The following is a 25,586-nucleotide window of genomic DNA, read 5'->3' on the forward strand; positions in this document are numbered from 1 at the left end:
CGATCACACTGCGCAAGCCAACAGGTAAACCCCACCAACCGCTAATGCGAGCCCACCATCAACCGGGTAGCGCATTAGTCCACTAGGTTGCGCAGAACAGCACAGTGTTAACCCTGATTGTTACGTGAGTTAGACGCTCCCAGACAAACAATTAGGTAACACATGAAAAGAATGCTCATCAATGCAACTCAACCAGAAGAGTTGCGCGTAGCGCTAGTCGATGGACAATGGCTGTACGATCTAGACATTGAAAACCGCAATCGCGAACAGAAAAAATCCAACATTTACAAAGGCCGTATCACCCGCGTTGAACCTAGCCTCGAAGCCGCATTTGTTGACTATGGCGCCGAGCGTCACGGCTTCCTTCCATTAAAAGAAATCTCTCGCGAATACTTCAGCAAACATTCTGGCGAATCTGATGGCCGCATCAAAATCAAAGATGTGCTGAAAGAAGGCACAGAAGTAATTGTACAAATCGATAAAGAAGAGCGCGGCAACAAAGGTGCCGCCCTAACCACCTTTATCAGTCTTGCTGGCCGCTACCTTGTATTGATGCCCAACAACCCGAGAGCAGGCGGAATTTCTCGCCGCATTGAAGGTGAAGATCGCGCCGAACTGAAAGACGCCCTGGGTGAAGTTGAAGTCCCAAATGGCATGGGCGTTATCATCCGCACCGCCGGCGTTGGTCGCAGCTCTGAAGAACTGCAGTGGGATCTTAACTATCTGCTACAACTCTGGGAATCCATAGCAACAGCAGCCAAAACCTCCCCTGCACCAGCATTTTTATTCCAGGAAAGTAACGTTATTATTCGCGCGATCCGCGATTACTTACGCCAAGACGTGGGCGAAGTGATCGTTGATAACCAAGAAGCCTTTGACCTTGCAGCAGGATTTATCCAGCAGGTAATGCCGAATTACCGCAGCAAAGTAAAACTGTATAAAGACGACATCCCGTTATTTAATCGCTACCAAATCGAGTCTCAAATCGAGACCGCATTCCAACGCGAAGTGAAATTGCCTTCCGGCGGCTCAATTGTAATCGATGCAACCGAGGCCTTGGTTGCTATCGACATCAACTCTTCACGCGCCACCAAAGGCGGCGATATTGAAGAAACTGCACTGCAAACCAACCTTGAAGCAGCGGATGAAATCGCTCGTCAATTGCGCCTGCGCGATATGGGCGGCCTGATTGTTATTGATTTTATTGACATGCAGCCAGTACGCAATCAACGCGAAGTTGAAAACCGTGTGCGCGACGCACTTATGATGGACAGAGCGCGCGTACAAATTGGCCGCATCTCCCGTTTTGGCCTGATGGAAATGTCTCGCCAACGCTTGCGCCCATCTTTAGGGGAAACCCACTCAAAAATCTGCCCGCGCTGCGATGGTGTTGGCAACATTCGCGGCACACGCTCCTTGGCTCTTTCCATCCTTCGCTTGGTTGAAGACGAAGCACAAAAAGAGCGCAGTGCTGAAATTCGCGCGATCTGCCCAGTATCTGTGGCCACATACCTGCTGAACGAAAAACGCAAAACTATTTCCAGCATTGAACTGCGCAACAATACCCGCGTGGTCATTGTTCCCAGCGCAGAATTAATGACCCCGCACTTTGAAGTTCAGCGCTTACGCGATGATGACGAAGGCACATTGGAAACCAGCTACAAAATCGTTGCTCATGTTGACGAAACCAAGACTGACGAAGAAGATTTTAAAGCCAAGCCCATTAACTTGCCCAAACCGCTGGTTCAACCAAGCAGCCCAAGCCAACCAGCACCTGAGCCAGCCAAGAAGCCCGGCCTGCTGTCACGCCTACTCGGTTCATTAAGCAGTATTTTTAGCGGTGAAAAGAGCGAAGAAGCTAAAGGTAAGCGCGAACACAAACGCGATAGTCGCCGCAACTCCGGCCGCAATAACCGTCGCGACGGCCGCAACAATCGCCGCGACAAAGATCGTAAAGAGGATCGCGAAATTCTCGACAACCTCGATCATCGCCCAGCTGGTGAAACAAAACCCTCACGCGATCTGGATAAGCGTGACGGCAGAGATAGCGAAAAACGCGAGAGTTTTTCACGCGACTCACGCGATAACGAACAACGCCGGTCACGCAACAACCGAGATCAACAACGCGAACAGCCACCGCGCGATGTACAAACAGGTGATGATGAACCACGCCAGCAGCGCAACCGCAATCAGCGCAATGAACGCGACAACAGTCGTCGTCAAGCACCAAAAGAAGAACATGCAATACTGGCAGCTGACACCAGCGTCAATGAAGCAGTAGCGCAGGATGAAAGCGATGAACAACGCCCATCCAAGCGCCCTGCTGGACGCCGCACTCGCTCACAACAACGTCGCCGCAGTCGCCACGAGGGCAGCGAGAATGAGACGCAGCCAGTAAGCGCTGAAGAAAAAAATGCGATGCAACCAAGTGCATCAGATGAACCCAAAGTGCTGAGTGAATCAGCCCAATTGGCACAACAAATTTCTGCAGCCATAGCCGAACATGCGCAACAAGCTCAAGCTACTAAGCCTGAGCCTATCGCGAGCGCTGAAACATCAGCGCAGTCGACAGAGACGGCAACGAGCATACACAATACCGAAACAGTAATTGAGGTAGCTGCGACGCCAGTTGAAGTACAAACAGAAAAACCACTTGGTAGCAGCAACGAAACAGATTTGACACCTGAAATCATCAAAGCTGCTGAACCAATCACCAATGAGGCACCTGCAACTACAACTGCAACAACTCCTGAAGTGGAAATTGAAACGCCCGAAAGAAAAATAGTAACTGAGATCAATCTTGCACCTCCAGCAAGAGCGAGCAATGATCCACGCAAAGCACCAAAACCGGTAAGCAACGTGAGCATCATTACTGAAACAATTGAAGCGCACGCTTCGCGCGCGCTGGACACCAGCTTGCCACCTAGCGTCGATCACAACCCGCGCCCGCTCTCAAGGCCGTCAAATGATCCTCGCCGAAACAAGCACAACATCAGCGAGTAAAATCGAGCAATAAAAACAAAATGGCCGAATTGGAAACAATTCGGCTTTTTTATGCTCAACAGTTAAGGTTGTTAAAAAATTAACTCGATATTTGGCTATAAAAATAGTATTTTTCTCTTGCCCAATAAAAAAAGCTATGTATAATTTGCCGCACTCGGAAGGGTGGCAGAGTGGTTTAATGCACCGGTCTTGAAAACCGGCGTAGGTGCGAGCCTACCCAGGGTTCAAATCCCTGCCCTTCCGCCATATCAAAAAAGGCGCTAGATTTTTCTAGCGCCTTTTTTATTTGTTGCTCATTCGCGCCGTCAATAGTAATGAAACCCCCATCATTTTTTCTGGTCAAAAATCACATCATCGCACCCAACCCAGCATGTGCTGACATTAAGTAAATTCGTAATAGCTTGGCTTTGTAGTTGCTTATTTGTATTATCGCCCCAAGCTTCTTATATGTTGTTTCAGTAATTATTTGATGGAGGGTTTTATGCAAGAACTTTATAACGTTCAAACAGCTCAAACACTGAGCCAAACAGAAACCAGCAAAGTACTGCGCAACACCTACATGCTGCTGGGCCTGACACTGGCATTCAGTGCCCTTGCTGCAGGGGCATCCATGGCGGCGGGCTTGGGACATGGCGCAGGCTTAATCATGAGCCTTATTGCTATGGCACTCATTTGGTTTGTGCTACCACGCACAGCCAATTCGGCTACCGGCCTGCTGGTTGTGTTTGCCTTCACCGGCCTAATTGGTGCTGGCCTTGGCCCAATCATTAACCGCTACCTCAGCATGGCGAATGGCTCCGCCATCATCATGCAAGCATTAGGCGGAACCGCAATCGTTTTTGTCGGCCTCTCGGCCTATGTACTCACGACACGCAAAAACTTCAATTTCCTCGGCGGATTTGTCGCTGTAGGTATGATGGTCATGCTCGCGGTCATGGTGTTTTTATTGGGCGCGTCATTCTTTGGCTACCAATTTTCCGGCCTTCAATTAGCATTTTCGGCTGGTATTGTTCTGCTGATGTCGGCATTGATTCTTTATCAGACCAGTGAAATTATTCACGGCGGTGAAACCAACTATATAATGGCCACCACAAGCCTGTTCCTTTCTATAGTCAACCTGTTTACCAGCTTACTGCATTTGCTCGGTGTTGCCAGCGACGACTAATATTCTTAAAGTGTTCACTCAAGGCTCCCTTGTGGAGCCTTATTTTTTGGGTTTCGCCTTAAATCATGATTTTTTCATTAGCCGTTTACGCTGCCCCTTATTCATCCCAGGCAAGCTACAGTGCCTACAAGTTTGCAATGGCGACATTGGAGCAAGGACACAAGCTACACCGCATATTTTTTTATCAAGATGGTGCACACAACGCTACAAACCTGGCCTCACCACCACAGGATGAGTTTAATCTGCAGCAAGCATGGCAATCATTAGCTAAAGATCACAACCTCGATCTTGTAGTATGTATAGCCGCTGCCTTACGTCGCGGTGTACTTAATGAGAGCGAAGCCAAACGCTACAACAAGCCTTCGCACAATCTCGCAGATGAATTCACCATTAGCGGCCTTGGGCAATTAGTTGAGGCAGCCGTTGTATCAGACAGATTAATTAGTTTTGGTTAACCGGAATGAGCAAAAAAATATTATTAATAAGCCGACAAGCACCTTACGGCAAGAGCACCGCGAGAGAGGCAATTGACATTGCACTAGCAGCGTCGGTTTACGATCAGGATATAGGGATTTTATTTATGGATGACGGTGTGTTCCAATTACTCAAAAATCAACAAAGCAATCAGATTGATCAAAAAAATATTGCTTCCATACTTCCAGCACTCGCCCTGTATGGAATAGAAAATATTTATGCGCACCAAGAATCATTAAATGCACGAGCTATAAGAGCGGATGAACTTATTCTCGACAATCTACAATTGCTAAATAATAAGGACGTAGGAAGCTTACTAAACCAACAGGATCATCTCCTGAGTTTTTAAATATGAGCACACTACACACAATTAATAAATCACCTTATTCACACAACACTCTCACCTCCTGCTTAGCAGTATGCTCGGAGAATGATGGCATTTTATTACTGGAAGACGGTGTATTTGGCGCTATTACCTCTGCACCAGTAGCAGATGAACTGCAGAAACTGATTCAAAATGGGATTAGTGTGTTTGCATTGATCAGCGATATCAAAGCGCGCGGACTGGAAGATAAGCTGGCCCCGAACATCAAGCTAGTTGATTACAATATTTTCGTTCAATTAACTATTAATCATCGATCAGTGCAAAGCTGGTATTAATATGCAGCTCCACATACATGGGCGCGATATTGCGCTAGACAAGGACGGCTACCTTATCAACCTTGAAGATTGGGACAAAGAAATCGCCAACACAATTGCCGCACAAGAAAATATTTTGCTAACGCCCGCCCACTGGGAGATTATCGCTCTTTTACAAGAGTTTTATCGCGAGTTTGAATTGTCCCCAGCAATGCGCGCACTGGTAAAATATACCGAGAAAAAACTCGGCACAGAGAAAGGACACAGCATTTATTTGTTAGAGCTTTTCCCACCTAGCCCAGCGAGAATTGCAAGCAAAATAGCAGGGCTACCGCGCCCCACTAATTGTTTATAAATATACCCAACTAAAGATTATTTTTATCAAAATAATCTTTAGTTAATTTTAGTACCACAGGGCTCAACAACAACAATGCAATCAAATTTGGGATCGCCATAAGCGCATTTAGCGTATCAGCCAGCAACCATACAAAATCCAATTGAAAAACAGCGCCACCAAATACAGCCAACACCCAAAGCACACGGAAAGGTAATACTGCTTTACGGCCAGCCAGATAAATCCAGCATCGCTCCCCAAAGTAACTCCACCCTAGAATTGTGGTGAATGTAAAAATCAACAGTGCGATCGCCAGAAAATAGCCGCCCACACCAGGCAACGCAGACTCAAAAGCCGCCGCCGATAAACTGGCACCTTTTTCGCCACTCGTCCACACACCCGAACAGATAATAGTTAAGCCAGTCATGCTGCAAATAATAATGGTATCGATAAAAGTACCTATCATACCAATCAATCCAGAGCGAACCGGGCTATTGGTTGTGCCAGCCGCTTGGGCAATGCCACCCGTACCCAAACCTGCCTCATTGGAAAAAATCCCACGCGCAACGCCGTATTGAATTGCCATCATCACTGCAGCACCAGCAAATCCGCCAGTAGCCGCCGACGGGGTAAATGCATGAGTAAAAATCAAGCCAAATGCTGCGGGAATGCGATCAGCATAGATTGCTAAAATAATAGCTGATGCAATGACATACCCAACACACATAAAGGGCACCAATGAACTGGAAACTTTGGCAATACGTTTGATCCCACCCAATATCACCAATGCAACAATGATCGTAACAACCGAACCCGTAATCCATCGCTCAATATGAAAGGTAGACTCCAACACATCAGCCATACTATTGGACTGCACCATATTGCCAATGCCAAATCCAGCAAGCCCGCCAAAAATAGCAAATGCAAACCCCAGCCATGCCCAAGATTTACCCAGCCCATTTTTAATCGCATACATCGGGCCGCCACAATACTCCCCGCGCTCATCTTTTTCGCGATATTGCACAGCCAACACAATTTCCGAATACTTAGTCGCCATACCAACCAAAGCAGTACACCACATCCAGAATAACGCGCCTGGCCCTCCCAAAAAAATAGCGGTCGCTACGCCCACGATATTTCCCGTACCTACCGTAGCTGAAAGACAGGTCATCAATGCCTGAAATGGGCTCACATCGCCAGTAGCTGGGTCACCCTTAGCCCTTCCACCCCACATTAACCGGAAGCCCATTAAAACCTGAAAAATGGGCATTCCCTTTAAAGCCACCATCAAAAACAACCCAGTACCCAGAATTAGGATAAGCATAGGTGCGCCCCAAACTATGCCGTTTAACCAGGCCACACACTGATGAATTAGCTCCATAAGAACTCCAGAGAAATGCGAAAGATGGTAATCAGAACAATAAAAAAGGGGCCTAAGCCCCCTTTCCAGTTTTTAACGTTTAAGCCGCATCAATGGACTTGATTGTGCCTTTTGGCAGAACAGCGTGAACTGCCACTTTTTGAAATTTAAGCTCCACGTTATTACCAGTTTCGATGACGACATAAGCATCATCAACTTTAAGAATCTTGCCTAACATACCGCTGGTCATGATGACCTCATCACCTTTAGCCAAGGCAGATACCAGATTCTGGTGCTCTTTTTGGCGCTTGCGCTGGGGACGAATAATCAGCAGATACATGAACAGGAACATGCCACCAAACATTAATAAAGTAATCATTGGATTACTTTGCGGTGCTGGCGCTGTTTGAGCCTGAGCCATTGCGGATGCTATAAAGAAACTCATGAAACTAACCTCGTAGAATAAAGAGCGCTAACTCTACCTCTTTTGAAAGGTACAGGCAATTAGCGATCTTTAATCAAACAAGACTGTCAAAAAGAGGGATATAAACTAAGCGTAATCACGGAATAGCTTTCTAAATACACTAGGAGAAAGACTTGTCCAACGTTTGAAAGCATTCGTAAAACTAGTGCGATCCGAAAAATCCAATGCTTTGGACACAGTATCAACACTCATGTGTTCATCAATGAGGTATTTAATCGCATAATGAAAACGCAAAATGTCGCGCAGTTGGGCAAAGTTTGCACTTTGCTGTTGTAAGCGACGCTGAAGGGTTCTTTTTGAAAGCTTCAAATCTTCTGCAATTCGATCAATAGAGAGGTCGTCCCGCCCAACTCTTTGCTTTAAAGCATCTATGACACGTGCCGAGACACCTTCAAACTTAGGAATGTCGGCCATAGCTAAATACTCTTCATAAGATCTAACGTCAGATCCCTCAAAAGAGTTTTCAGAATAATGCTCACTATTGCGGTAAATTCGTTGTAATTGGATCATCCAGGCGTCTCCTTTGCCAATTAAGGGCGTTTATGAAATCGAGCAGGAGTGTTTTTTATTGGTAGCCTAAAAATACTACCGTATTATTAAGCACCATCCGTGAAGCACTCAAACAACTCTCAGTACCAGTGATTATAGACGAACTTTTTTTGAATCAAAGTGAAATGCGTATAAATTCTATTCAAAGCACGTGCTTTTTATCACAAGTAATTATATGAAAGCCACTTTAAATGCCATTACGTAAAACATTGAGCACTTCTTGATTATGCGTCTTGGTATTCACCTTATCAATAATATGCTTCAATCGACCATCTTTATCGATAATAAAACTGGTACGCAATATTCCCATAAACTCACGACCCATAAATTTTTTGAGCCCCCATACACCGTATTTTTCCGCAATCGCATGCTCTTCATCAGCCAGCAAATCGAAATTCAAATTGTACTTGTCGATAAATTTTTGCAGCTTAGTCGGTGCGTCAGGACTCACGCCGAGCACAACCGTGTCAAGCGCTTCAAACTCGGCAAGAGTGTCTCTGATACCACAAGCCTGAACCGTGCAGCCCGGCGTTGAGGCTTTAGGGTAGAAATACAACACAACATTTTTTTTGCCTTTGAACTGCTTTAATGCAACTTCGATTCCGGCTTGATTTTTAAGTGCGAATACTGGAGCGAGATTACCAATTTTGGGAAACGACATTAACTTATCAACCTTAAAGAATAATTTGTAAGATACGCCAAAATAATACGTATGAAACTATTGCAGTAGATAACAACATGAGCAGAAAAAGGATTTACTTGTCAGAACCAAACACACCAAACAGCGCATCCTTTTCTTCCGTGGTAACGGTCGTACTCACATCGGCAGGTTCAACAACAGGGCTTTTTACGCAATTGCGCCCCGCATGTTTCGCTTGATACAGCCATGTATCAACACGCTCGATGAAGCCTTCCGGGCTATCACTGTGGTTACCGCGATATTCATCAACTCCTAAACTTGCTGTGATAACAATCGACTCCTGCTCATGCTCCAAAGGGGAGATAGCAATAATTTCACGCAACCGTTCGGCGACATTGACGGCCTGCCTCAAATCAGTATTTGGCAGCAAAATAACAAACTCTTCACCGCCAAAACGACAAGCAAAATCCAATTTGCGAATGGTCAATGCGATTAATTGTGCAATATGAGCCAAGGCGCGATTGCCTAATTCGTGCCCCCAGCGATCATTAAATCCTTTGAAATGATCAATATCCAAAACAATCAGCGATAGCGGCTGAAAGGAACGGCTCGCACGCTCCATTTCCAGGGGCAGTGCATCGGAAAAAAAGCGAAAATTATATAGCCCGGTTAGTGCATCAGTACGGACCTGTTCTTTTAATAGATCCACCTCTTGCCGCAGAGTTTGCAGCTCCTGCAGAAATTGGCAGGGAGCGTCGCCAAGCGGACAGGAAAGCGCAACAACATCAGGAGGGGATGCAGAAGAATCCATAATCAATATTGCTTCTTTTTCAAGGTGTTAAGTTAATTTCCTGCACCAAGTCTAGACGAAATAACTCACCCTAACCAGAAACTATTTTCCGAAAAAATCAGTAAAAAAGCCGTGCAGAACACGGCTTTTTTACTGATCAATCCCGATAAATTTTTATCAACTCACCGTAATGGTCTATGCGGCGATCGCGCAGATAGGGCCACATGCGGCGCACTTGCTCACTACGCTGCAAATCAACAGTAACCACTTTGGTCTCTTCCTGATCGACACTCGCACTGAACAAAAACTCGCCTTGCGGACCAGTGACAAAACTACTTCCCCAAAAATCCAACCCCACTCCACCTGCCGGGTCTGCTTCATGGCCAACACGGTTGACGCTAATTACCGGTAAGCCATTTGCAATCGCATGGGCGCGCTGCACCGTAACCCAGGCATCACGCTGACGCACCTTCTCATCGGCATCTTCATCCGGAGCCCAACCAATTGCGGTTGGATAAATTAACAGCTCGGCTCCGGCCATAGCCATCAGGCGCGCGGCTTCAGGAAACCATTGATCCCAACAAACGAGAATCCCTAACTTTCCGACCGATGTTTGAATGGGCTGAAAGCCTAAATCGCCCGGCGTAAAATAAAATTTCTCGTAATAGCCAGGATCATCCGGGATATGCATTTTGCGATATTTGCCCGCGATAGTGCCGTCGCACTCGATAACCACAGCGGTATTATGGTGCAAACCCACTGCGCGCTTCTCAAATAGAGAGGCAACAATAACAATATCCAACTCCTGTGCAAGCGCTCCCAACACTTGGGTGCTTGGCCCTGGAATTGTTTCTGCCAAATCAAAGTGTTCAGCCATTTCCTGCTGGCAAAAATATAGACCGCGATGCAATTCCTGCAACACCACCAACTTCGCCCCCTGTTGCGCGGCGATACGAATTTGCGCAATTGATTTGGCGAGATTAGCAGCGAGATCCGCGGTACAGGATTGCTGCACTAGACCCACCTGCAATGTTTTTACAACAGAGTTCAACATTAGATTCGCTCCCTTACACCTTCAGGAATTTGCATAGTAATGCAATGTAAACTTCCGCCCTGCTCGATCAACGACAAACAGGGAATGCCAAAAATTTCGTAGCCCGGAAATGCTTGAGAAATAACTTCCAACGCATCTTCATCCATTGGCAAGCCATAAATGGGAACCAAAACAGCTTCATTGATAATTAAAAAGTTGGCGTAGGTCGATGGCAAACGTGCATCGCTTTCATCACCCAATACTTCGCCTGCCCAAGGCAATGGTAGCAAACGATAAGGCTCACCCTGCGCATTGGTAAAAGTTTGCAGCTGTGCCTCCATTTTTTTGAGTTCGACATAATGTTCGTCTTGCTCATCATCACAGGCGGTATAAACAATTGTATTGTTAGGGCACAAGCGCGCCAGCGTATCTATATGGCCGTCGGTATCATCGCCAGCAAGGTAGCCGTGATCCAGCCAATTAATTTTTGTCACGCCAAATGCTGCGCTCAAACGCGCTTCAACATCGGCCTTCGATAAATTTTGATTGCGATTTTTATTGAGCAGACACGATGATGTGGTCAGTAACGTGCCCTGCCCATCAACCTCAATGGAGCCACCCTCAAGCACCCAATCCTGCGTTTCAATACTGGCAAAAGGAAATGCACCTTGGGAAAACAATTGGTGAGAAATTTGATTATCCAAATCATGCGGGAATTTATTGCCCCAACCGTTAAATTGGAAATCCAGTAATTTAAAACCCTCGGGTGATTCAACAGTCAATGGTCCATGGTCTCGCGCCCAGCTATCATCACTCAGGCAGGCATAAAGATGAATATATTCCAGTGGCGCCCCCATCACCTCAAGGCGACCGCGAACTTCTTCTAATTGGTCGGCAGGTACCGCAATCACTACATCGGCGTAATCGCAAATAACGGTAGCCAAGGCCTCGTACAGCTCGACAACATCGTCCAGAATCCAATCCCAAGGGGAATTTTTATGGGGCCAGGTCAGCATGACAGCATCTTGTGGTTCCCATTCGGCGGGCAATCGTTGGCTTGACATAAAATATCCTCAATAAAACGCAAAATGGCCAGTCATTAGCTGGCCATTATAAACAAAGCGCTTACTCCTATGAATTAGCGCGGAGAAATAGTCTCTTGCGCAGGTAGCGAAATAACAGCATCTGCTTTTTTTGTACTGCTGGTGGTAGTGACCTTTTGCACTTTCACGACAGGATTACCCACTTGCACTATAGCTGCAATAACACGGGTTTCAGTCACATCATCAGCCTCAACACTGATATGTAATTGCACATAAAAGCGGCCATCAGCAGTTGCACTCAGTGTTAACGGCACCTGATATTCACTATCCGCCTGCAATTCAAATTCAAAATGACGCGCCGGTGAAACTATGTCTACTCCCTCACTGGATGATAAATCAATTGCCATCTTGCCAGTCTGACTGGGTGAAACCAATACTAATGAATGCTCATATACACCCGGTGCGGCAAAAAAGAGTGGCTCAGTATTTTTCAACTTTACCGCTGCACCTGGTTTCACCAAAGAATGCGTTTGATGTAGCTCTTTTTTACCTTTAGTTGACGCACTTGTTTCACTATTTGTTATTAGCTCACCCAGCGCAGTTACATTTTGTACGCCAGTAAATTGCTCCGAGGGCTCTGCTGCGTGTTTTCCACACCCATACATCGCAGTACACAGCGCAATTATTGTAAGCGACAACCGAAAAGGCCTAGCAACCCTGTTATTCACCATTCAACACTCCAATTTAATTAAGTCGCTCAACTCGCACATCAAAACAAGCAGTGATGTCGTCTGTGTTATCAACATCTATAGCGCGATCATCAACAAGCTCGAGCACGTAAGTCCCCACTGATAAAAACCGGGACAATCCCTCTTGATCAATCATCGTGCTCTCAGCCAATGCCAACAGACTTCCTCGACGATAAAGATAAATATCCGGGTCGGAATCGCCCGAATCGTCACCTGCCTCCTGCACAGTAATTTGATAAGTGCCCGCTGAAGCAATATCCAATCGCAAAAACTGCGCTACCGCTAGCTTGTTATAAGCGCCAAAACGATTGGTACTGCATACATTAATTTTTGTATTGTTCACCGGCAAGGTTTTATATACCGGCAAACTACCCGTATAGCCACCACTATTACTTTCTCCATCACCAAAAGCGGAAGTGGCTTCAATATTTTGCTCAAGCAATAATGCATTAAACGTTGGAATTTGTGCGGGAATCATATTGCGCAACACATCTGTAAATAGGTAAACAGATACCATTGCCGAATTATTTGCATAAGTAGTTGAGTTAATAACAGAGAAAATATCGGTGAAATCCCGCGCCACCCTTCCATTATTACTGGTGTAAAAATTATAAAAAACAGATTGTATCGATGCCTCTGAATACCAGCCACGCACGCTGTGATTTTTACGGCTGACATTACTCACAAAACCATCACTTTGCTGCGCGCCGCTAGCATCACGATAATTGGGATCATCTAGCATCATGGCTGAAAACGCATTGGCAAAACCTTCAGACATGGCCACGCGCATATCCAATTTATCACCGTAAACATGATCGCCGCCAATGCTGTCAGAGCGAGCCAAATTACTTTCCAAATAATGCCCCCACTCATGCAAGATTACATGGCGATCGTATTCATCTATATCGTTATTTTCATCGCCCAATATATAGATTGCGGCACCACCGTAAAAACTAGTGCCAATTTCGCCCAAGGTTAAATCACCATCAGCCGCTTTATTTTTAACACTCCAGCGCAGCTCCAAAGGGGGAAAGTCGCGCGTATTACCTGCTGCCACAACACGCTCAACACCTAAGTAAATAGAATCTAAAATCGCAAAGGGGGCGGCAACACGGGGCTGCGTATAACCTGCTCCTGTCCAACCAGATGCTGCATGCAAATCACGTGTCGCAGTTGTTTCATTGGCAGCAACCAAACTGCCGTCCATTGCATAAAGGCTATTCCCACTCGTATTGTCCGTAACAGTAAAATTCCATGCGGGTGACTGAGACCGCAGGAGCTGGGCTTTCACCCGCACCTTCACCTGTTTATTGCGCTCAATGACCAGACTATAAACACCTTCACTATTGGTGGAGGTGGTTGCTAACACCTGATTATTTGCATCAAGTAACTCAACCACCAAACCACGACCAGGTTTGATGCTGATAGCAGAGTAATCCAACCCGATTTGAGTGTTATTGTGAGGGACAAAGTCATAAGTCACCTTACCACTGAGGGTGACACTACTTGATAGCGATGAGCTAGCAGCTGTTGAACTCGGTGTAGATGGTAGCGATGACAAGGATTTACTGCTCACTGGTACCAGATTTGAACCGCCGCCACCTCCGCTCCCACCACCACAGGCAAAAAGCAATGCACAAGTAAATAAAAACAGCGCTCGTAAACTCCACCTTGGTGCAGGTAAAGCCATGAATGATCTAATTGTTCGCCGCATATGGCTAATACCCTGAGTAATACACGAAATTGATAAATAGACTTCAAGCATAGCCAAGATCAGCCGTGACACAAAATGAGGCTACCGACAGCAAAACCTTGTGCCTATAATGGCGCCCTGCTTATTGGAGGCATTATGCTTAAAATCCTGTTCTTTGCGGTCATAGTAACATTCATTATTATCGGCGGCTCTCGCTATAAAAAAATGGATCCAGTACAACAACGCAAGACCCTATGGCGTATGGGCACAGGCATATTTCTCTGCGTACTCGTGCTCTTGGTCATCACCGGGAAAATGCATTGGATCGGCGCGGCAATAGGTGCACTCATTCCATTTGTCCGCAATGCTTATGGGCTGCTTAGCCAAGTATTACCATTTTGGTTAGCACGCAAAAATGCCCAGCAAACCGGTCAGACAGATGAACCCTCCATGCCCCAGCGCCCACTGACGCCCATGCCAATTCAAGAAGCCATGGAAGTGCTGGGTTTATCCGGCGACATCAACAAAGGCGAGATAACCGAGGCGATGGTTCAGGACGCGCATCGCCGATTAATTCAAAAACTCCATCCAGATCGCGGAGGCAACGATTATCTTGCCGCAAAAATAAATCAGGCACGCGATCTACTTCTGGAGCAAATCAAACACTAGCCACTGAGTTCCGCAACAAAAGATGAACATAGCGCCCCAATGAGCGGTAGGGTTCTTGTTGCGAAAACGCCAGCTCCATTTGTAATAAAGTCTGCGGCTCGCGCTCGCGATGCTCTTCATTAAAAATATAATCGTGAAATACCCGGATACCACTGTGACTGAGCAGCTGTAAGGGTAGCTCTGCCACCCAAGCCAATACCTGTGAGGGATCCAACGGGTTAATCGGTGTCAGGCTGCCCGCCGCACCGCCATAATCTTTATTAATAATTTTCTTAAAATTCGTGCGCAGTAAATTTTTGTAAATCAGCGAATGAAGATTATAAAAGGTTAGCGATAAATAACCCTGCGGTTTGAGATAAGACAGCAGCACCGGCAGCAATGATTGCGGCTCCTGCATCCACTCCATAACGGCATGGCAGATAACAAAATCAAATTGCGACTGACCTTGTGGCAAATGCTGCGGCAAATCTTGTAATGCACAGTGAATCAACTGCACGCGATCAGCCAACCCCAATTGCTCGACTTGTTCCTGCGCAAGTTTGAGCATTTCTGCCGAAATATCGCAAATCACCACCCTGTGCCCAGCTTGCGCCAAGCGCAACGAAAACTGCCCTTGCCCACCGCCAGCATCGAGAATTGTCCAGCAGTCATTCGATGTATTAAACGGCGCAACAGGAATATGCGCCGCACAATCGCGCTCCAACACCGCTAGGCGAACATCGCCTTTTAGGCCACCGTAAATATTTTTTTTAAAGCGCTTGGCCAGATCATCAAAATTGCGATCCTGACCGGTTGATTCTTTTGCCATATAATTCTCTTTACATAACCCACAACTAGCGCAGTGATATGACTTCATCAAACCACTGGTTTGTCTATATGATCCGCACAAGCGATGCGCAAGTGTACACCGGAATTACCACGGATATGACGCGCCGCTGGCGTGAACACGCCTCGGGAAAAACCGGCGCGCGTTATTTTCGCGGGCGCAAACCAGTGCAGCTGTGTTATCTGGAAGCGGAGCACAATCGCTCCAGCGCCAGCCAGCGTGAATACGCGATTAAATCCCTGAGTTCTGCCGCCAAACGCGAGCTAATCGCCGCACAATCAGCCAACACACAGGCACTGATTGCACTTCATCAACTGGGAGACCTGCCCCATTGAGCGCCACTCAAACGTCTAAGCGCAGCCTGTGCGACAAGTGCTGCAGACCCGCTCGCAATTGCATCTGCGCCTTAATTCAAGTGATATCCAATCAGGTTGAAATACTGATTTTGCAGCACCCGGATGAAACCACCAATGCAAAAAATACGGCGGGGTTATTACACCTGAGCTTAAAAAACAGCCAAATTCGAATCAGCGAAAGCTTTACCGAAAACGATCTACACAGCTGGTTATTTGCCGATCAAAAACAACCGCTGCTGCTTTACCCTGAAATCGTCGAATACAGAGCGTTAGGATTGGCCCCGCCGCAATCGCCCTTAGTACTAAAAGAGTTTAGTGCCGATCAACTTCGGCTAGTGGTAATAGATGCAACCTGGCGCAAAAGCCGCAAAATGCTTTATCTCAATCGGGCTTTGCAAAGCCTGCCGCGCCTGACGCTGAACGAAACACCGGCTTCGCTGTACAGCATCCGCAAAGCACATAGCGAAAATCAGCTTTCCACGCTGGAGGCAAGTTGTTACGCTCTACAACAACTGGAACAGCAGCAGGTTGACTATGCGCCACTGCTACACGCCATGCGCCGTTTCGTTGCGCAACAAAGCGCATTTGTTCCCAAGCCGATTACCCAGCAAATCCATTTACTCCGACCAGAGAACCATGAGCTTATGAGTTATCCGACGTTTGAATTATTGCGCAGCCAAACAATCGATGCGTTGAAAATCCGTGTTGAGGAATATCGCCACAAGGTTACTGGCGCTCAGCATATCCATTTGGCGGCTAATAATGATGAAAACGTTTTTCTTGTCGCACTGCGCACCGTGCCGCACGACTCTACCGGTGTTGCACACATTCTGGAGCACACCGCACTCTGCGGCAGCCAAAAATATCCGGTACGCGACCCCTTTTTTATGATGGTGCGCCGCTCACTCAACACCTTTATGAACGCCTTCACCAGCTCCGACTGGACCGCCTACCCCTTCGCGAGCCAGAACCAAAAAGATTTTAATAATTTGCTCGACGTTTATTTGGATGCAGTATTTTTCTCGCGTTTGGATGAGTTGGATTTTGCACAGGAAGGCCATCGTGTTGAATTCGCCGAAACGGATAACCCGAATTCCGATTTGGTTTTTAAAGGTGTGGTATTTAATGAAATGAAAGGAGCGATGAGCTCAGTATCATCGCAGGTGTGGCATACGCTGTGTAAATATCTTTACCCTACTACCACCTATCACTACAACAGCGGCGGCGAACCGGAAGATATTCCCAACCTCACCTATCAACAGCTGCAAGATTTTTATCGCACTCACTACCACCCCAGCAATGCAATTTTTATGACCTACGGCAATATTCCTGCCGCAGTTCATCAGGAAAAATTTGAAGCGCAAGCCTTAAGTAAATTTGAAAAGTTAGATGAAGTCATCGCGGTTGGCGATGAAAAACGCTATCACGCGCCCATCGCGGTAGAGGAAGCGTATCCGCTCGATGAAAACGATGCGGATGATATCGAGCATAAAAACCATGTGGTAGTTTCCTGGTTGTTGGGCAAAACCACGAATCTGGATGATTCACTTGAAACACAATTAATTTCCAATATTTTGCTCGACAACAGCGCCTCACCGTTACAACAAGCGCTGGAAACCAGTGAGCTTGGCCAAGCGCCCTCACCGCTCTGCGGCTTGGATGATTCATCGCGCGAAATGGCGTTTGTGTGTGGCCTTGAAGGCTGCGCGCTGGAAGACGCGGCCAAAGTAGAAGCGATGATTTTGGATGTAATGCAAAAAGTCGTCACTGATGGCATACCGCAAGAACAAATAGAAGCCTCGTTGCACCAGCTGGAATTATCCCAGCGCGAAGTTGGTGGCGATGGCTACCCCTATGGTTTGCAATTAATTTTAACCGGCCTCACCTCTGCGACACATCGCGGCGACCCGATTGCGCTGCTGGATATGGATGCCGCGCTGGAAAATTTGCGCCGCAAAACTCAGAACCCGCAATTTATTCAAGAAACCGTGCGCAAATGGTTGCTCGATAATCCGCACCGTGTGCGCTTGACCATGCGCCCGGATTTGCACATGAATAGCCGCATTCAAGCCGCAGAAACGGCGCGCCTTGCGCAATTAAAAGCAAACCTGAGCGATGCAGAAAAACAAACCATTATCGCCCGCGCGCACGCGTTACAAGCGCGACAAGTACAGCAAGATGACGAGAGCATTTTGCCTAAAGTAGGCCTGGAAGATATCCCTGCCAATTTACATTACATCGCCGGTAGTCACGAGCAGGTCAATGAGTTTCCGCTGCGCCGCTACAGCGCTGGCACAAACGGTTTGGTGTATCAACAAATCACCTGCAAATTGCCCGCACTCAGCGATGCGCAAATAAAATTATTGCCCTACTACAGCATTTGCCTCACCGAATTAGGCGCGGGCGATAAAGATTATTTGGCAACGCAACGCTGGCAAGCGGAAGTGGTCGGCTCCATTCATGCTTTCAGTAGTATTCGCGGTGCCGGCGATGACGTACAAAAAATCGATGCCTACTTAACACTCTCCGCAAAAGCCTTAAGCCGCAATAACGCAGCAATGAATGACTTGATGAAAGAAACCTTGCTGCAGGTGCGTTTTGATGAACTGGATCGCATCCGCGAATTAATTGCGCAAAACCGCGCGCGCCGCGAGCAAAGCATCACCGGCCACGGCCATAGTTTGGCGATGACCGCTGCCTGCGCCGGCATGAGCCCTGCGGCAAAACTATCGCATCAACTAGGCGGCCTTGAGGGAATCGCGGCAGTAAAAGCGCTCGACAATTCTCTCGATGACGAAAAAAGTCTCGCCGATTTTGCTGCGCAATTAAACGCGATTCATCAATTGGTGTTGCAAGCACCAAAGCAATTTTTAATTGTGGGCGAGCAAGAACATCTGGATAACTATCGCGATGATCTGCAAGCACGCTGGCCACATGAAAACACCAGCAGCAACTTCACCACATTTGATCTCGCGCCGGTCAGCGAAACCATTCGCGAAGCCTGGATCACCAATACCCAAGTGAATTTTTGCGCAAAAGCCTATCCGACTGTGCCGAGTGAACATCCTGATGCCGCTGCATTAACGGTGCTCGGCGGATTCTTGCGCAATGGTTATTTGCATCGCGCTATTCGCGAACAAGGTGGAGCCTATGGCGGCGGTGCAAGCCAAGACAGCAATAGCGCAGCTTTCCGCTTTTATTCCTATCGCGACCCGCGCTTGAGCGAAACCTTAAAAGATTTTGACGATGCACTGGTTTGGCTGCAGGAAACCGATCACCAATGGCAAGCAGTGGAAGAAGCCATTCTCGGTGTTATCGGCAGTATTGATAAACCCGGTTCCCCAGCAGGCGAGGCAAAATCGACTTATCAAGCAGAACTGTTTGGCCGCACCCGCGAGAAGCGCGAGCTATTCCGCAACCGTGTATTAAAGGTCACGGCTGCCGATCTTAAGCGTGTGGCCAATACCTATTTAATGCCAGAAAACGCCAGTATCGCGCTGGTGACCCATGCCGGTCACAAAGAGCTAGCAGAAAAAATGGGCCTCGCGCTTAAGAGCTGTTAATCGCAGTGTATTAGCTAAGTGTGCCGGGGCGCATAGTTTTTCCCCGGCCACATAGTTTTCCCCACTAAAGTCATCTAGTATTGGGCAATAACGACACAACACCAACAATAAGCTGCATTGATGCCCGCCAACACTTATGACCATCAACCCGCTGGAATATAGCGCCGCCTCCCACCCGGGATTACTGCGCGACAACAACGAAGACTGCTTTCTCAGCCAGCCTGAACACGGGCTTTGGCTGGTTGCCGATGGTATGGGTGGCCATGAAGCGGGTGAAGTTGCCAGCGCAATCGTACGCGATACCATTGAACACGAAACTGCAGAAAATCCGAATATCTCCCTGCTCGACTCCATCCAGCATGCTCACACCAGCATCCTCAACTCTGCCGCGCAGGGCATTGGGGCTCCGGGTATGGGCTCTACAGTTGTCGCACTTAAAAGCACAGAGGATAAATATCAAGTAGCCTGGGTTGGCGATAGTCGCGCTTACTTGTGGACTCCCACCCACGATGGCGGTCGCTTGCAGCAACTAAGTACAGATCACTCTTATGTACAAATGCTGGTAGAAACAGGGGTCATTCGCCCGGAGGATGCCGAATTTCACCCGGAAAAAAACATCATTACCCAATGCCTGGGAATGCAAGAACTTACCCATGTAAAAGTCGATGTGGTTGAACAACAGTGGCAAAAAGGTCAGTGGGTTTTACTGTGTAGCGATGGACTGACAGATGAAGTTAGCGATAAAACTATCGCCCAAATTTTATACGAGTCGCCAGATTGTTTGGCCGCCGTAGATCAACTCTTGCACGCCGCACTCACCAGCGGCGGGCGCGACAACATTACTCTGCAAATTATTGAATCACCACTGCGCGACAATTATTCACGCAAAGGTCTTTGGCAATGGGTGCCCTATTTAACCGGCAAACCCAATCTTGATGCCTGGATTTTTGGTACGGCATTAGTATCGCTCTTTGCGCTTTTGATTTATGTGGTAAATGTTTAACAATGCCCAACCGCTGTACGATTTTTAACACGGCCGCACAGCAATAAAAACTACACTGAACACTTTATATAGATACTGATTTTTTATGGCGCTGCAAATTCCCGGCTATCGGGTGATAAGAAAAATTAACCAAGGTGGAATGTCCACCGTTTACCTCGCAATCCAAATCAGCGTGGGGCGTGTTGTCGCATTAAAAGTAATGAACCCGCAACTCAATAGCGACCCTGCATTTAGCGAACGTTTTCAACGCGAAGCCACTATCGTCGGGCAATTATCACACCCCAATATTGTGGCGATTTACGATATTGGCCGCCATGAAGATTTAAACTACATCGCTATGGATTACCTGCCCAACGGTTCAGTGCACGACAAAATGAGCACCGGATTAAGTGGCGAAGAAGTACTCCGCATCACCCGCGAAATTGCCAGCGCACTCGATCATGCACACGACAAAGGCTATATTCACCGCGACATTAAACCGGAAAATATTTTATTTCGTGCCGACAACTCTGCGGTGTTATCCGATTTTGGCGTTGCACGCGGCCTTGCAGCAAACTCGCGAATGACCCATGTAGGCACAGTTGTAGGTACACCGCACTACATGAGCCCCGAGCAAACCAAGGGTAACAATGTTGATGGCCGCTCTGACCTATATAGTTTGGGCATTGTCTTTTACGAAATGCTCACTGGTACACTGCCCTACCAAGGCGATGAAGCTGTCACTATTGCACTCAAACACATCAGCGCTCCAATTCCAAAATTGCCGATACAATACTTGGCATATCAAAAAATTCTGGAAAAATTATTAGCGAAAGACCCTGAACAGCGCTTTCAGCACGGGTGCGATCTCATTAGCGCCATTGAAAATCTGGAAAAAAATTACCGTGCCCCCAGCACCACAGCATCGCACTCAGCCGACTTAACGGTGGTCAACTTAGCCAAAGCCTTGCTATCGGCAACGTTCAATGCGGTGCGCTGGCGCTGGAATAAAATCCGCGCACTGCGCTGGAATCCAAGCCGCGGGTTTTATGCGCGCCCCTCAACCAAAATTACCGAAATATTTTTTAATGAGCTGCATACACCTGCTTTAACGGTGCGCGCTGAAATTGAAACCCAGGTTCATCAGGCGCTGAGCGGTAAAAATCTAGCGTTCACAAAGCTGGGGATTGTCGTCGTAGCCCTATTGTTAGCCTGGTGCAGTTTCAGTATTTGGTATGCCAAAACGACAACACCCACAGAACACATATCCGTCGCAGGAAAATTAGCACTCGTAACGGCAGATATTTTTATCGCACTACCCAATACCACAGCATCAAACTCCACAATTGCTAGCGCAACAGCAAGCAGCACACAAACAAGCAGTGCTATCTCCCCCGATGCTGCAACACCGGTAACTGACAGCAACACAACAATAACCGAAACAACACTGACAGCTACCAACATAGAAAGCCCGATTACAGCCGAGGGCACTACTGACAATATCAGCAGCGAAAGTTCGTCCAGCAGTGCGCCACTCATAACTTACGCGCTCACAGTAAAAACCTTGCCGGAAGGGGCGCGGGTGCGCATTTTAAATATCCCAGAGCGCTATCAGCCAGGGATTCAATTACCTGCTGGGCGCTACCATATTGAAGTCAGCCAAGCGGGTTACAACACTGAACGCAGTTGGATTGAAATAGTTGATCAAAGCCTCTCGCCCAACATTTCCCTCACCGAGGATATAGCGCCGGGTGAAGCAATAAGCAGTCAGGTGATTACCTCAATTAAAAGCGCCGGGCCGGAAATGATCAGCATCCCCACTGGCAGCTTTTTTATGGGCAATAAAGATGACCCATTAACCATGCCCGTACACAAGGTGACGATTAGCAAACCTTTTGCGATGAGCAAATATGAAATCACCTTTGCGGATTACGATATGTTTGCGCAAGCGACCAATCGTACACTGCCTAGCGATAATCGCTGGGGGCGAGGCAATCGCCCAGTCATTAATGTGAGCTTTGATGATGCCCTCGCCTATACAAATTGGCTAAGCCAAACCACCGGCAAAAAATATCGCCTGCCCACCGAATCCGAATGGGAATATGTCGCACGTGCGGAAACCAACTCATTATTTTGGTGGGGCAATGATGTCAAAGATGCAAGCGGCCGCGCCAATTGTCGTCGCGGTTGCAACAGCAAGTTCTCGGGTTTATTCGGCGCAAAAACAGCGCCGGTGGGCAGCTATCCTGCAAATGGTTTTGGGGTTTACGACACAGCGGGAAATGTCGCTGAATGGGTAGCAGATTGTTTTGCTGACAACTACACGCTGCACCCTAAAAATGGTCAAGCGATGCTCGTGAAAAATTGTACTGCGCGTGTAGTACGTGGCGGCTCAGCAAAAGACAATGCCGATCGCCTAGCCAGCCACATTCGCGATTATAATCGCGCAGAAATTTTTGATGTGCACTTGGGCTTTCGTGTAGTGATGGAATTAAAGTAATCCATCTCTACATTTAACCTTATGGATTTTCACGCGCTAAAACCGCAACAAACATAGTGTCTGAATTTAACTCAGGCACACCCAAAATACGCTGTGACTGCAAAGAAAATTCTGGATGTTGCCGTAAAAACCATTCGATCTGTTGTTCATTTTCACTGACTTGCCAACTGCAGGTGGCGTATACCAAATGGCCGCCTGCGCGCACGGCTGGCGCCGCATTGGTGAGCAGTTGTTGCTGTAACTGAATTAACTCTTGCGTGTCATTTGCATCAAAACGCCAGCGGGCGTCCGGGTTGCGGCGCCAGGTTCCAGCGGAGCTGCAGGGGGCATCAATCAATACCCAATCAAACCCGCGTTGCTGTGCAATTTCTTTGGGCAAACGCAGTGGCTCTAAACCTGTCCAGGTAAATGCGCGCACATTAAAAATATCGGCGCGTTTTACCCGGCGCTTTAATTCATCTAATTTGTATTCATGCAAATCAGTCGCAACAACCGCGCCTTTATTATTCATCTGCGCTGCAATCGCCAGCGTTTTTCCGCCTGCACCGGCGCAGGCATCCCAGACTTTTTGGCCGGGTTTTGCGGCAACACTTAATGCAATCTGTTGGCTGGCAATATCCTGAATTTCTACCAAACCATTTTTATGTTCATCTGTACCATGCACGCCAGCGCCACCCTGCGCAAACAATTGGCCTTTGTCATCGCGGGATGCCTTCACCCCCTGCCGTTGCAGCGCCTCAAGCACTTGCTCAGGATCTGCATTTTTTTGTACGCGCAACCAAAGTGGCGGTGTAGTCACTTGTTGCTCGATAAATTGCTGCAACAGTTGCTCGGACCATTCACTTTTGCGCTGGCGGGCGATTAATAATTCTTGCCACTGCGGACGCAAGCCATACCACAACAGAAACACCGGCATATTGGCCATAGTCGCCTGCTGGATAAATTGATCGAAAAATTCGCGGCGCTCTTCTGAATCGCGCAGTTGCGCCTGATTTTTTTTGGCGTGGCTGCCCGTCACGCGCAATTGAATCCAGTACCACAAAGCGATAGGTGCAATACCTTGCGCATCGCGGTGTTGCCATTCCAAATCCCACTGCAACCAGTCGATAGGCTCCGCTTGATTGCGGTAGGCAAACTCCAACGCGGTGGCCAACTGCTGAAAACGCAAAGCGGAAAACATCGCCAAACTCAGCGCCGCCGTATCGGCAGCTTCAGCGCGTGCATAGGTTTCCGCTGTTTTTGCTGCTTTGAATTTATTGTGTTTTTTAATCTCATCGTATTCCGGCATAGAAGTTGGCCCGGAATGCGCAAATTGGCGCACGCTGTTTTTCAGCCACTTATCCAAAGGAATACTGCCCGCCACCTCGCACCATGAGCGCCAGAGCGGCACTAAGCGAGAATCTTCATATTGCGCAGCAGTGAGGGTATTGGAAGAGGTTTGAACAGGAGATTGCATAAGAGGCGCCACTGTAGATAGGGTTCAAGAGACCCAAAAGTGGCGCATTCTACCAGTGATAGGGGTTTCTTGGCAGCTTAACGTCTCTCGCACGCTTGAGGCGTGTGCTATTAACCGCTTAAAACGCTGCCAGCAAACGCGCCTGAAACCAAATAATCACCGTGTATGCCGCTGGCCAAATCCAAAAAAAACGATTTAAGCCAAACAAACAGGCATTAGCCAAATGAAATACTGCTGCAATGCCCAGTGCAGTGATTAATAGCGTTTGATTCAGCAATGCGAGCGGAAATAACAACTCGAATACAATGACCGACCAAGACATGAATAACATTACCTGCGGGCGCCCTGCCCACATGCGCACCGCCTCACTTACCGGATAGGCGCTGAGTGCAAAAACCTGCTGCAATGCACGGCCACTGCGCCACTCAGGATTAATTACTTTTACCCAGCCAGACTGAAAATATGAAAGTGTTAATTGAATCGCCAAATAACCTAACGCAATTTCCTGCCAATAACGGGTCGGTGCCAAATGGGATAACCATAAACACAAGAGCACCAGCACCGTCATGGTATCGCTGCCACCATTGTACGGCCCTTGAAAGCGCCAAATTAACATTACCGCGGTCACTAACAATGCCGATTCAACCAATAGAGGTTGTAACCCCAACATCAATACAATCGCTAAACCAGCACGCACAAGCCCGAGTGTTTTTTCCGGCGCTTGGCCGCGCATAAACTCCAGACTTTGCTGGAAAATCGCAAAACCCAACACAATTTCCGCCAAGCGAACAGCAAGCTCCAATGTCATTGTTTATCCCCCGCAGCCTTCAACAAAAATGGTTTGGAGACAAACACAACATCATCGCGCACCTGCCCTCCCTCAGACTCTAGCGCACGAATACGAAATACCAAATATTGAAACTCACCAACAACACTTATCTCTTTATTGACAACAGCCGCCACCAAACGCAAACCAATTTCCCGCTCACGAAACTCAGAATACCCTTCAAACAAATGTTCCGCACAAGTATTGATATACAAACGTTCATTCCACTGGGGATTGTGAAACAACCGTTGTAAGCCGAGCGTGAAGTTGATTCTTTTTGGTAAAGGGCGAAACGGCAACCACTCTTGTGGTTCAGAATTTTTATCAACAACAAAACCCACCTCAATACGCGGCGATGGGCCAATGCTGCTGAAAAAGCGCCATGAGGGGAAAATAACGGGGAGCAAGTATTTAAACATTTTTTATTTCCGTAGGGGTTCAATTTATTGAAC

The 25,586-nt window shown here is 47.5% G+C and carries 24 protein-coding genes and 1 tRNA gene; 12 read left to right on the forward strand and 13 right to left on the reverse strand.

Annotated elements, in window-relative coordinates; all coding sequences use genetic code 11:
• Positions 1 to 162 precede the first annotated feature (162 nt).
• The 7 genes from rne to AWU77_RS18925 all read left to right on the forward strand — a co-directional run bounded on the left by rne (position 163) and on the right by AWU77_RS18925 (position 5,636).
• Positions 163 to 3,003 carry a ribonuclease E gene (gene rne / locus AWU77_RS18895; protein WP_062067254.1) on the forward strand — a complete coding sequence of 947 codons (2,841 nt, stop codon included), beginning with the start codon at positions 163 to 165 and terminating at the stop codon, positions 3,001 to 3,003.
• Positions 3,004 to 3,159: 156 nt separating this feature from the next.
• Positions 3,160 to 3,249: transfer RNA gene (locus tag AWU77_RS18900), tRNA-Ser, on the forward strand.
• Positions 3,250 to 3,484: 235 nt separating this feature from the next.
• Entirely contained in the window at positions 3,485 to 4,168 is a 684-nt protein-coding gene (locus AWU77_RS18905) for a Bax inhibitor-1 family protein (protein ID WP_062067257.1), read from the forward strand.
• Positions 4,169 to 4,233: 65 nt separating this feature from the next.
• Positions 4,234 to 4,623, forward strand: a complete 390-nt coding sequence (gene tusD / locus AWU77_RS18910; RefSeq protein WP_062067260.1) for a sulfurtransferase complex subunit TusD — start codon at positions 4,234 to 4,236, stop codon at positions 4,621 to 4,623.
• A gap of 5 nt (positions 4,624 to 4,628) precedes the next feature.
• The gene (tusC, locus tag AWU77_RS18915; RefSeq protein ID WP_062067263.1) at positions 4,629 to 4,991 is read left to right on the forward strand and encodes a sulfurtransferase complex subunit TusC; all 363 of its coding nucleotides are present in this window, start codon (positions 4,629 to 4,631) and stop codon (positions 4,989 to 4,991) included.
• A gap of 2 nt (positions 4,992 to 4,993) precedes the next feature.
• Positions 4,994 to 5,302 carry a sulfurtransferase complex subunit TusB gene (gene tusB, locus AWU77_RS18920; RefSeq protein WP_062067266.1) on the forward strand — a complete coding sequence of 103 codons (309 nt, stop codon included), beginning with the start codon at positions 4,994 to 4,996 and terminating at the stop codon, positions 5,300 to 5,302.
• A gap of 1 nt (position 5,303) precedes the next feature.
• On the forward strand, positions 5,304 to 5,636 hold the full coding sequence (locus AWU77_RS18925) for a TusE/DsrC/DsvC family sulfur relay protein (RefSeq protein ID WP_062067269.1): 333 nt from the start codon (positions 5,304 to 5,306) through the stop codon (positions 5,634 to 5,636).
• 10 nt (positions 5,637 to 5,646) lie between these two features.
• Here the strand turns inward: AWU77_RS18925 and AWU77_RS18930 are convergent, their stop codons facing one another.
• The 9 genes from AWU77_RS18930 to AWU77_RS18970 form a co-directional block, all read right to left on the reverse strand.
• Entirely contained in the window at positions 5,647 to 6,996 is a 1,350-nt protein-coding gene (locus AWU77_RS18930) for a sodium:alanine symporter family protein (protein ID WP_062067272.1), read from the reverse strand.
• A gap of 79 nt (positions 6,997 to 7,075) precedes the next feature.
• Positions 7,076 to 7,420 carry a preprotein translocase subunit YajC gene (yajC, locus tag AWU77_RS18935; RefSeq protein WP_062067275.1) on the reverse strand — a complete coding sequence of 115 codons (345 nt, stop codon included), beginning with the start codon at positions 7,418 to 7,420 and terminating at the stop codon, positions 7,076 to 7,078.
• 105 nt (positions 7,421 to 7,525) lie between these two features.
• The gene (locus AWU77_RS18940) at positions 7,526 to 7,969 is read right to left on the reverse strand and encodes an AraC family transcriptional regulator (RefSeq protein WP_062067277.1); all 444 of its coding nucleotides are present in this window, start codon (positions 7,967 to 7,969) and stop codon (positions 7,526 to 7,528) included.
• 226 nt (positions 7,970 to 8,195) lie between these two features.
• Complete coding sequence (gene bcp / locus AWU77_RS18945; protein ID WP_062067280.1) at positions 8,196 to 8,669, reverse strand: thioredoxin-dependent thiol peroxidase; 474 nt, start codon at positions 8,667 to 8,669, stop codon at positions 8,196 to 8,198.
• Positions 8,670 to 8,763: 94 nt separating this feature from the next.
• Positions 8,764 to 9,459 carry a GGDEF domain-containing protein gene (locus AWU77_RS18950; protein ID WP_062067283.1) on the reverse strand — a complete coding sequence of 232 codons (696 nt, stop codon included), beginning with the start codon at positions 9,457 to 9,459 and terminating at the stop codon, positions 8,764 to 8,766.
• Between the two features lie 136 nt (positions 9,460 to 9,595).
• Complete coding sequence (locus AWU77_RS18955) at positions 9,596 to 10,492, reverse strand: carbon-nitrogen hydrolase (protein ID WP_062067286.1); 897 nt, start codon at positions 10,490 to 10,492, stop codon at positions 9,596 to 9,598.
• Positions 10,492 to 11,535: an agmatine/peptidylarginine deiminase gene (locus AWU77_RS18960; RefSeq protein ID WP_062067288.1), complete on the reverse strand. Its 1,044-nt coding sequence runs from the start codon at positions 11,533 to 11,535 to the stop codon at positions 10,492 to 10,494. Before AWU77_RS18960 ends, AWU77_RS18955 begins: the two co-directional genes overlap by 1 nt.
• Before the next feature lie 74 nt (positions 11,536 to 11,609).
• The gene (locus AWU77_RS18965) at positions 11,610 to 12,032 is read right to left on the reverse strand and encodes a hypothetical protein (protein WP_152625409.1); all 423 of its coding nucleotides are present in this window, start codon (positions 12,030 to 12,032) and stop codon (positions 11,610 to 11,612) included.
• A 226-nt stretch (positions 12,033 to 12,258) separates the two neighbouring features.
• Complete coding sequence (locus AWU77_RS18970; RefSeq protein ID WP_152625410.1) at positions 12,259 to 13,953, reverse strand: hypothetical protein; 1,695 nt, start codon at positions 13,951 to 13,953, stop codon at positions 12,259 to 12,261.
• 159 nt (positions 13,954 to 14,112) lie between these two features.
• On the opposite strand from AWU77_RS18970, the gene AWU77_RS18980 reads away from it, so the two are divergent.
• A complete protein-coding gene (locus tag AWU77_RS18980) occupies positions 14,113 to 14,625 on the forward strand; it encodes a molecular chaperone DnaJ (protein ID WP_062067301.1) in 513 nt (170 codons plus the stop codon).
• Here the strand turns inward: AWU77_RS18980 and AWU77_RS18985 are convergent.
• Positions 14,615 to 15,433, reverse strand: a complete 819-nt coding sequence (locus AWU77_RS18985; RefSeq protein ID WP_062067304.1) for a methyltransferase domain-containing protein — start codon at positions 15,431 to 15,433, stop codon at positions 14,615 to 14,617. The genes AWU77_RS18980 and AWU77_RS18985 overlap by 11 nt on opposite strands.
• Positions 15,434 to 15,471: 38 nt before the next feature.
• Here AWU77_RS18985 and AWU77_RS18990 point away from each other — a divergent pair, with 38 nt between their 5' ends.
• The 4 genes from AWU77_RS18990 (at position 15,472) to AWU77_RS19005 (ending at position 22,852) form a co-directional block, all read left to right on the forward strand.
• Positions 15,472 to 15,786 carry a GIY-YIG nuclease family protein gene (locus AWU77_RS18990; protein ID WP_062067307.1) on the forward strand — a complete coding sequence of 105 codons (315 nt, stop codon included), beginning with the start codon at positions 15,472 to 15,474 and terminating at the stop codon, positions 15,784 to 15,786.
• Complete coding sequence (locus AWU77_RS18995) at positions 15,783 to 19,370, forward strand: DTW domain-containing protein (RefSeq protein WP_084618557.1); 3,588 nt, start codon at positions 15,783 to 15,785, stop codon at positions 19,368 to 19,370. The genes AWU77_RS18990 and AWU77_RS18995 overlap by 4 nt, the downstream gene beginning before the upstream one ends.
• 136 nt (positions 19,371 to 19,506) lie before the next feature.
• Positions 19,507 to 20,373: a PP2C family serine/threonine-protein phosphatase gene (locus AWU77_RS19000; protein ID WP_062067310.1), complete on the forward strand. Its 867-nt coding sequence runs from the start codon at positions 19,507 to 19,509 to the stop codon at positions 20,371 to 20,373.
• 85 nt (positions 20,374 to 20,458) lie between these two features.
• Positions 20,459 to 22,852 carry a bifunctional serine/threonine-protein kinase/formylglycine-generating enzyme family protein gene (locus AWU77_RS19005; RefSeq protein ID WP_062067313.1) on the forward strand — a complete coding sequence of 798 codons (2,394 nt, stop codon included), beginning with the start codon at positions 20,459 to 20,461 and terminating at the stop codon, positions 22,850 to 22,852.
• A gap of 19 nt (positions 22,853 to 22,871) precedes the next feature.
• On the opposite strand, the gene AWU77_RS19010 is transcribed toward AWU77_RS19005, so the two are convergent.
• From AWU77_RS19010 to AWU77_RS19020, 3 genes are all read right to left on the reverse strand, one after another.
• A complete protein-coding gene (locus AWU77_RS19010; RefSeq protein ID WP_062067316.1) occupies positions 22,872 to 24,308 on the reverse strand; it encodes an RsmB/NOP family class I SAM-dependent RNA methyltransferase in 1,437 nt (478 codons plus the stop codon).
• A gap of 118 nt (positions 24,309 to 24,426) precedes the next feature.
• Positions 24,427 to 25,116 carry an HTTM domain-containing protein gene (locus AWU77_RS19015; protein WP_062067319.1) on the reverse strand — a complete coding sequence of 230 codons (690 nt, stop codon included), beginning with the start codon at positions 25,114 to 25,116 and terminating at the stop codon, positions 24,427 to 24,429.
• A complete protein-coding gene (locus tag AWU77_RS19020; RefSeq protein WP_062067323.1) occupies positions 25,113 to 25,553 on the reverse strand; it encodes a hypothetical protein in 441 nt (146 codons plus the stop codon). The genes AWU77_RS19015 and AWU77_RS19020 overlap by 4 nt, the downstream gene beginning before the upstream one ends.
• Between the last annotated feature and the right edge of the window lie 33 nt (positions 25,554 to 25,586).

Source organism: Cellvibrio sp. OA-2007, assembly GCF_000953825.1.
Taxonomy (GTDB): domain Bacteria; phylum Pseudomonadota; class Gammaproteobacteria; order Pseudomonadales; family Cellvibrionaceae; genus Cellvibrio.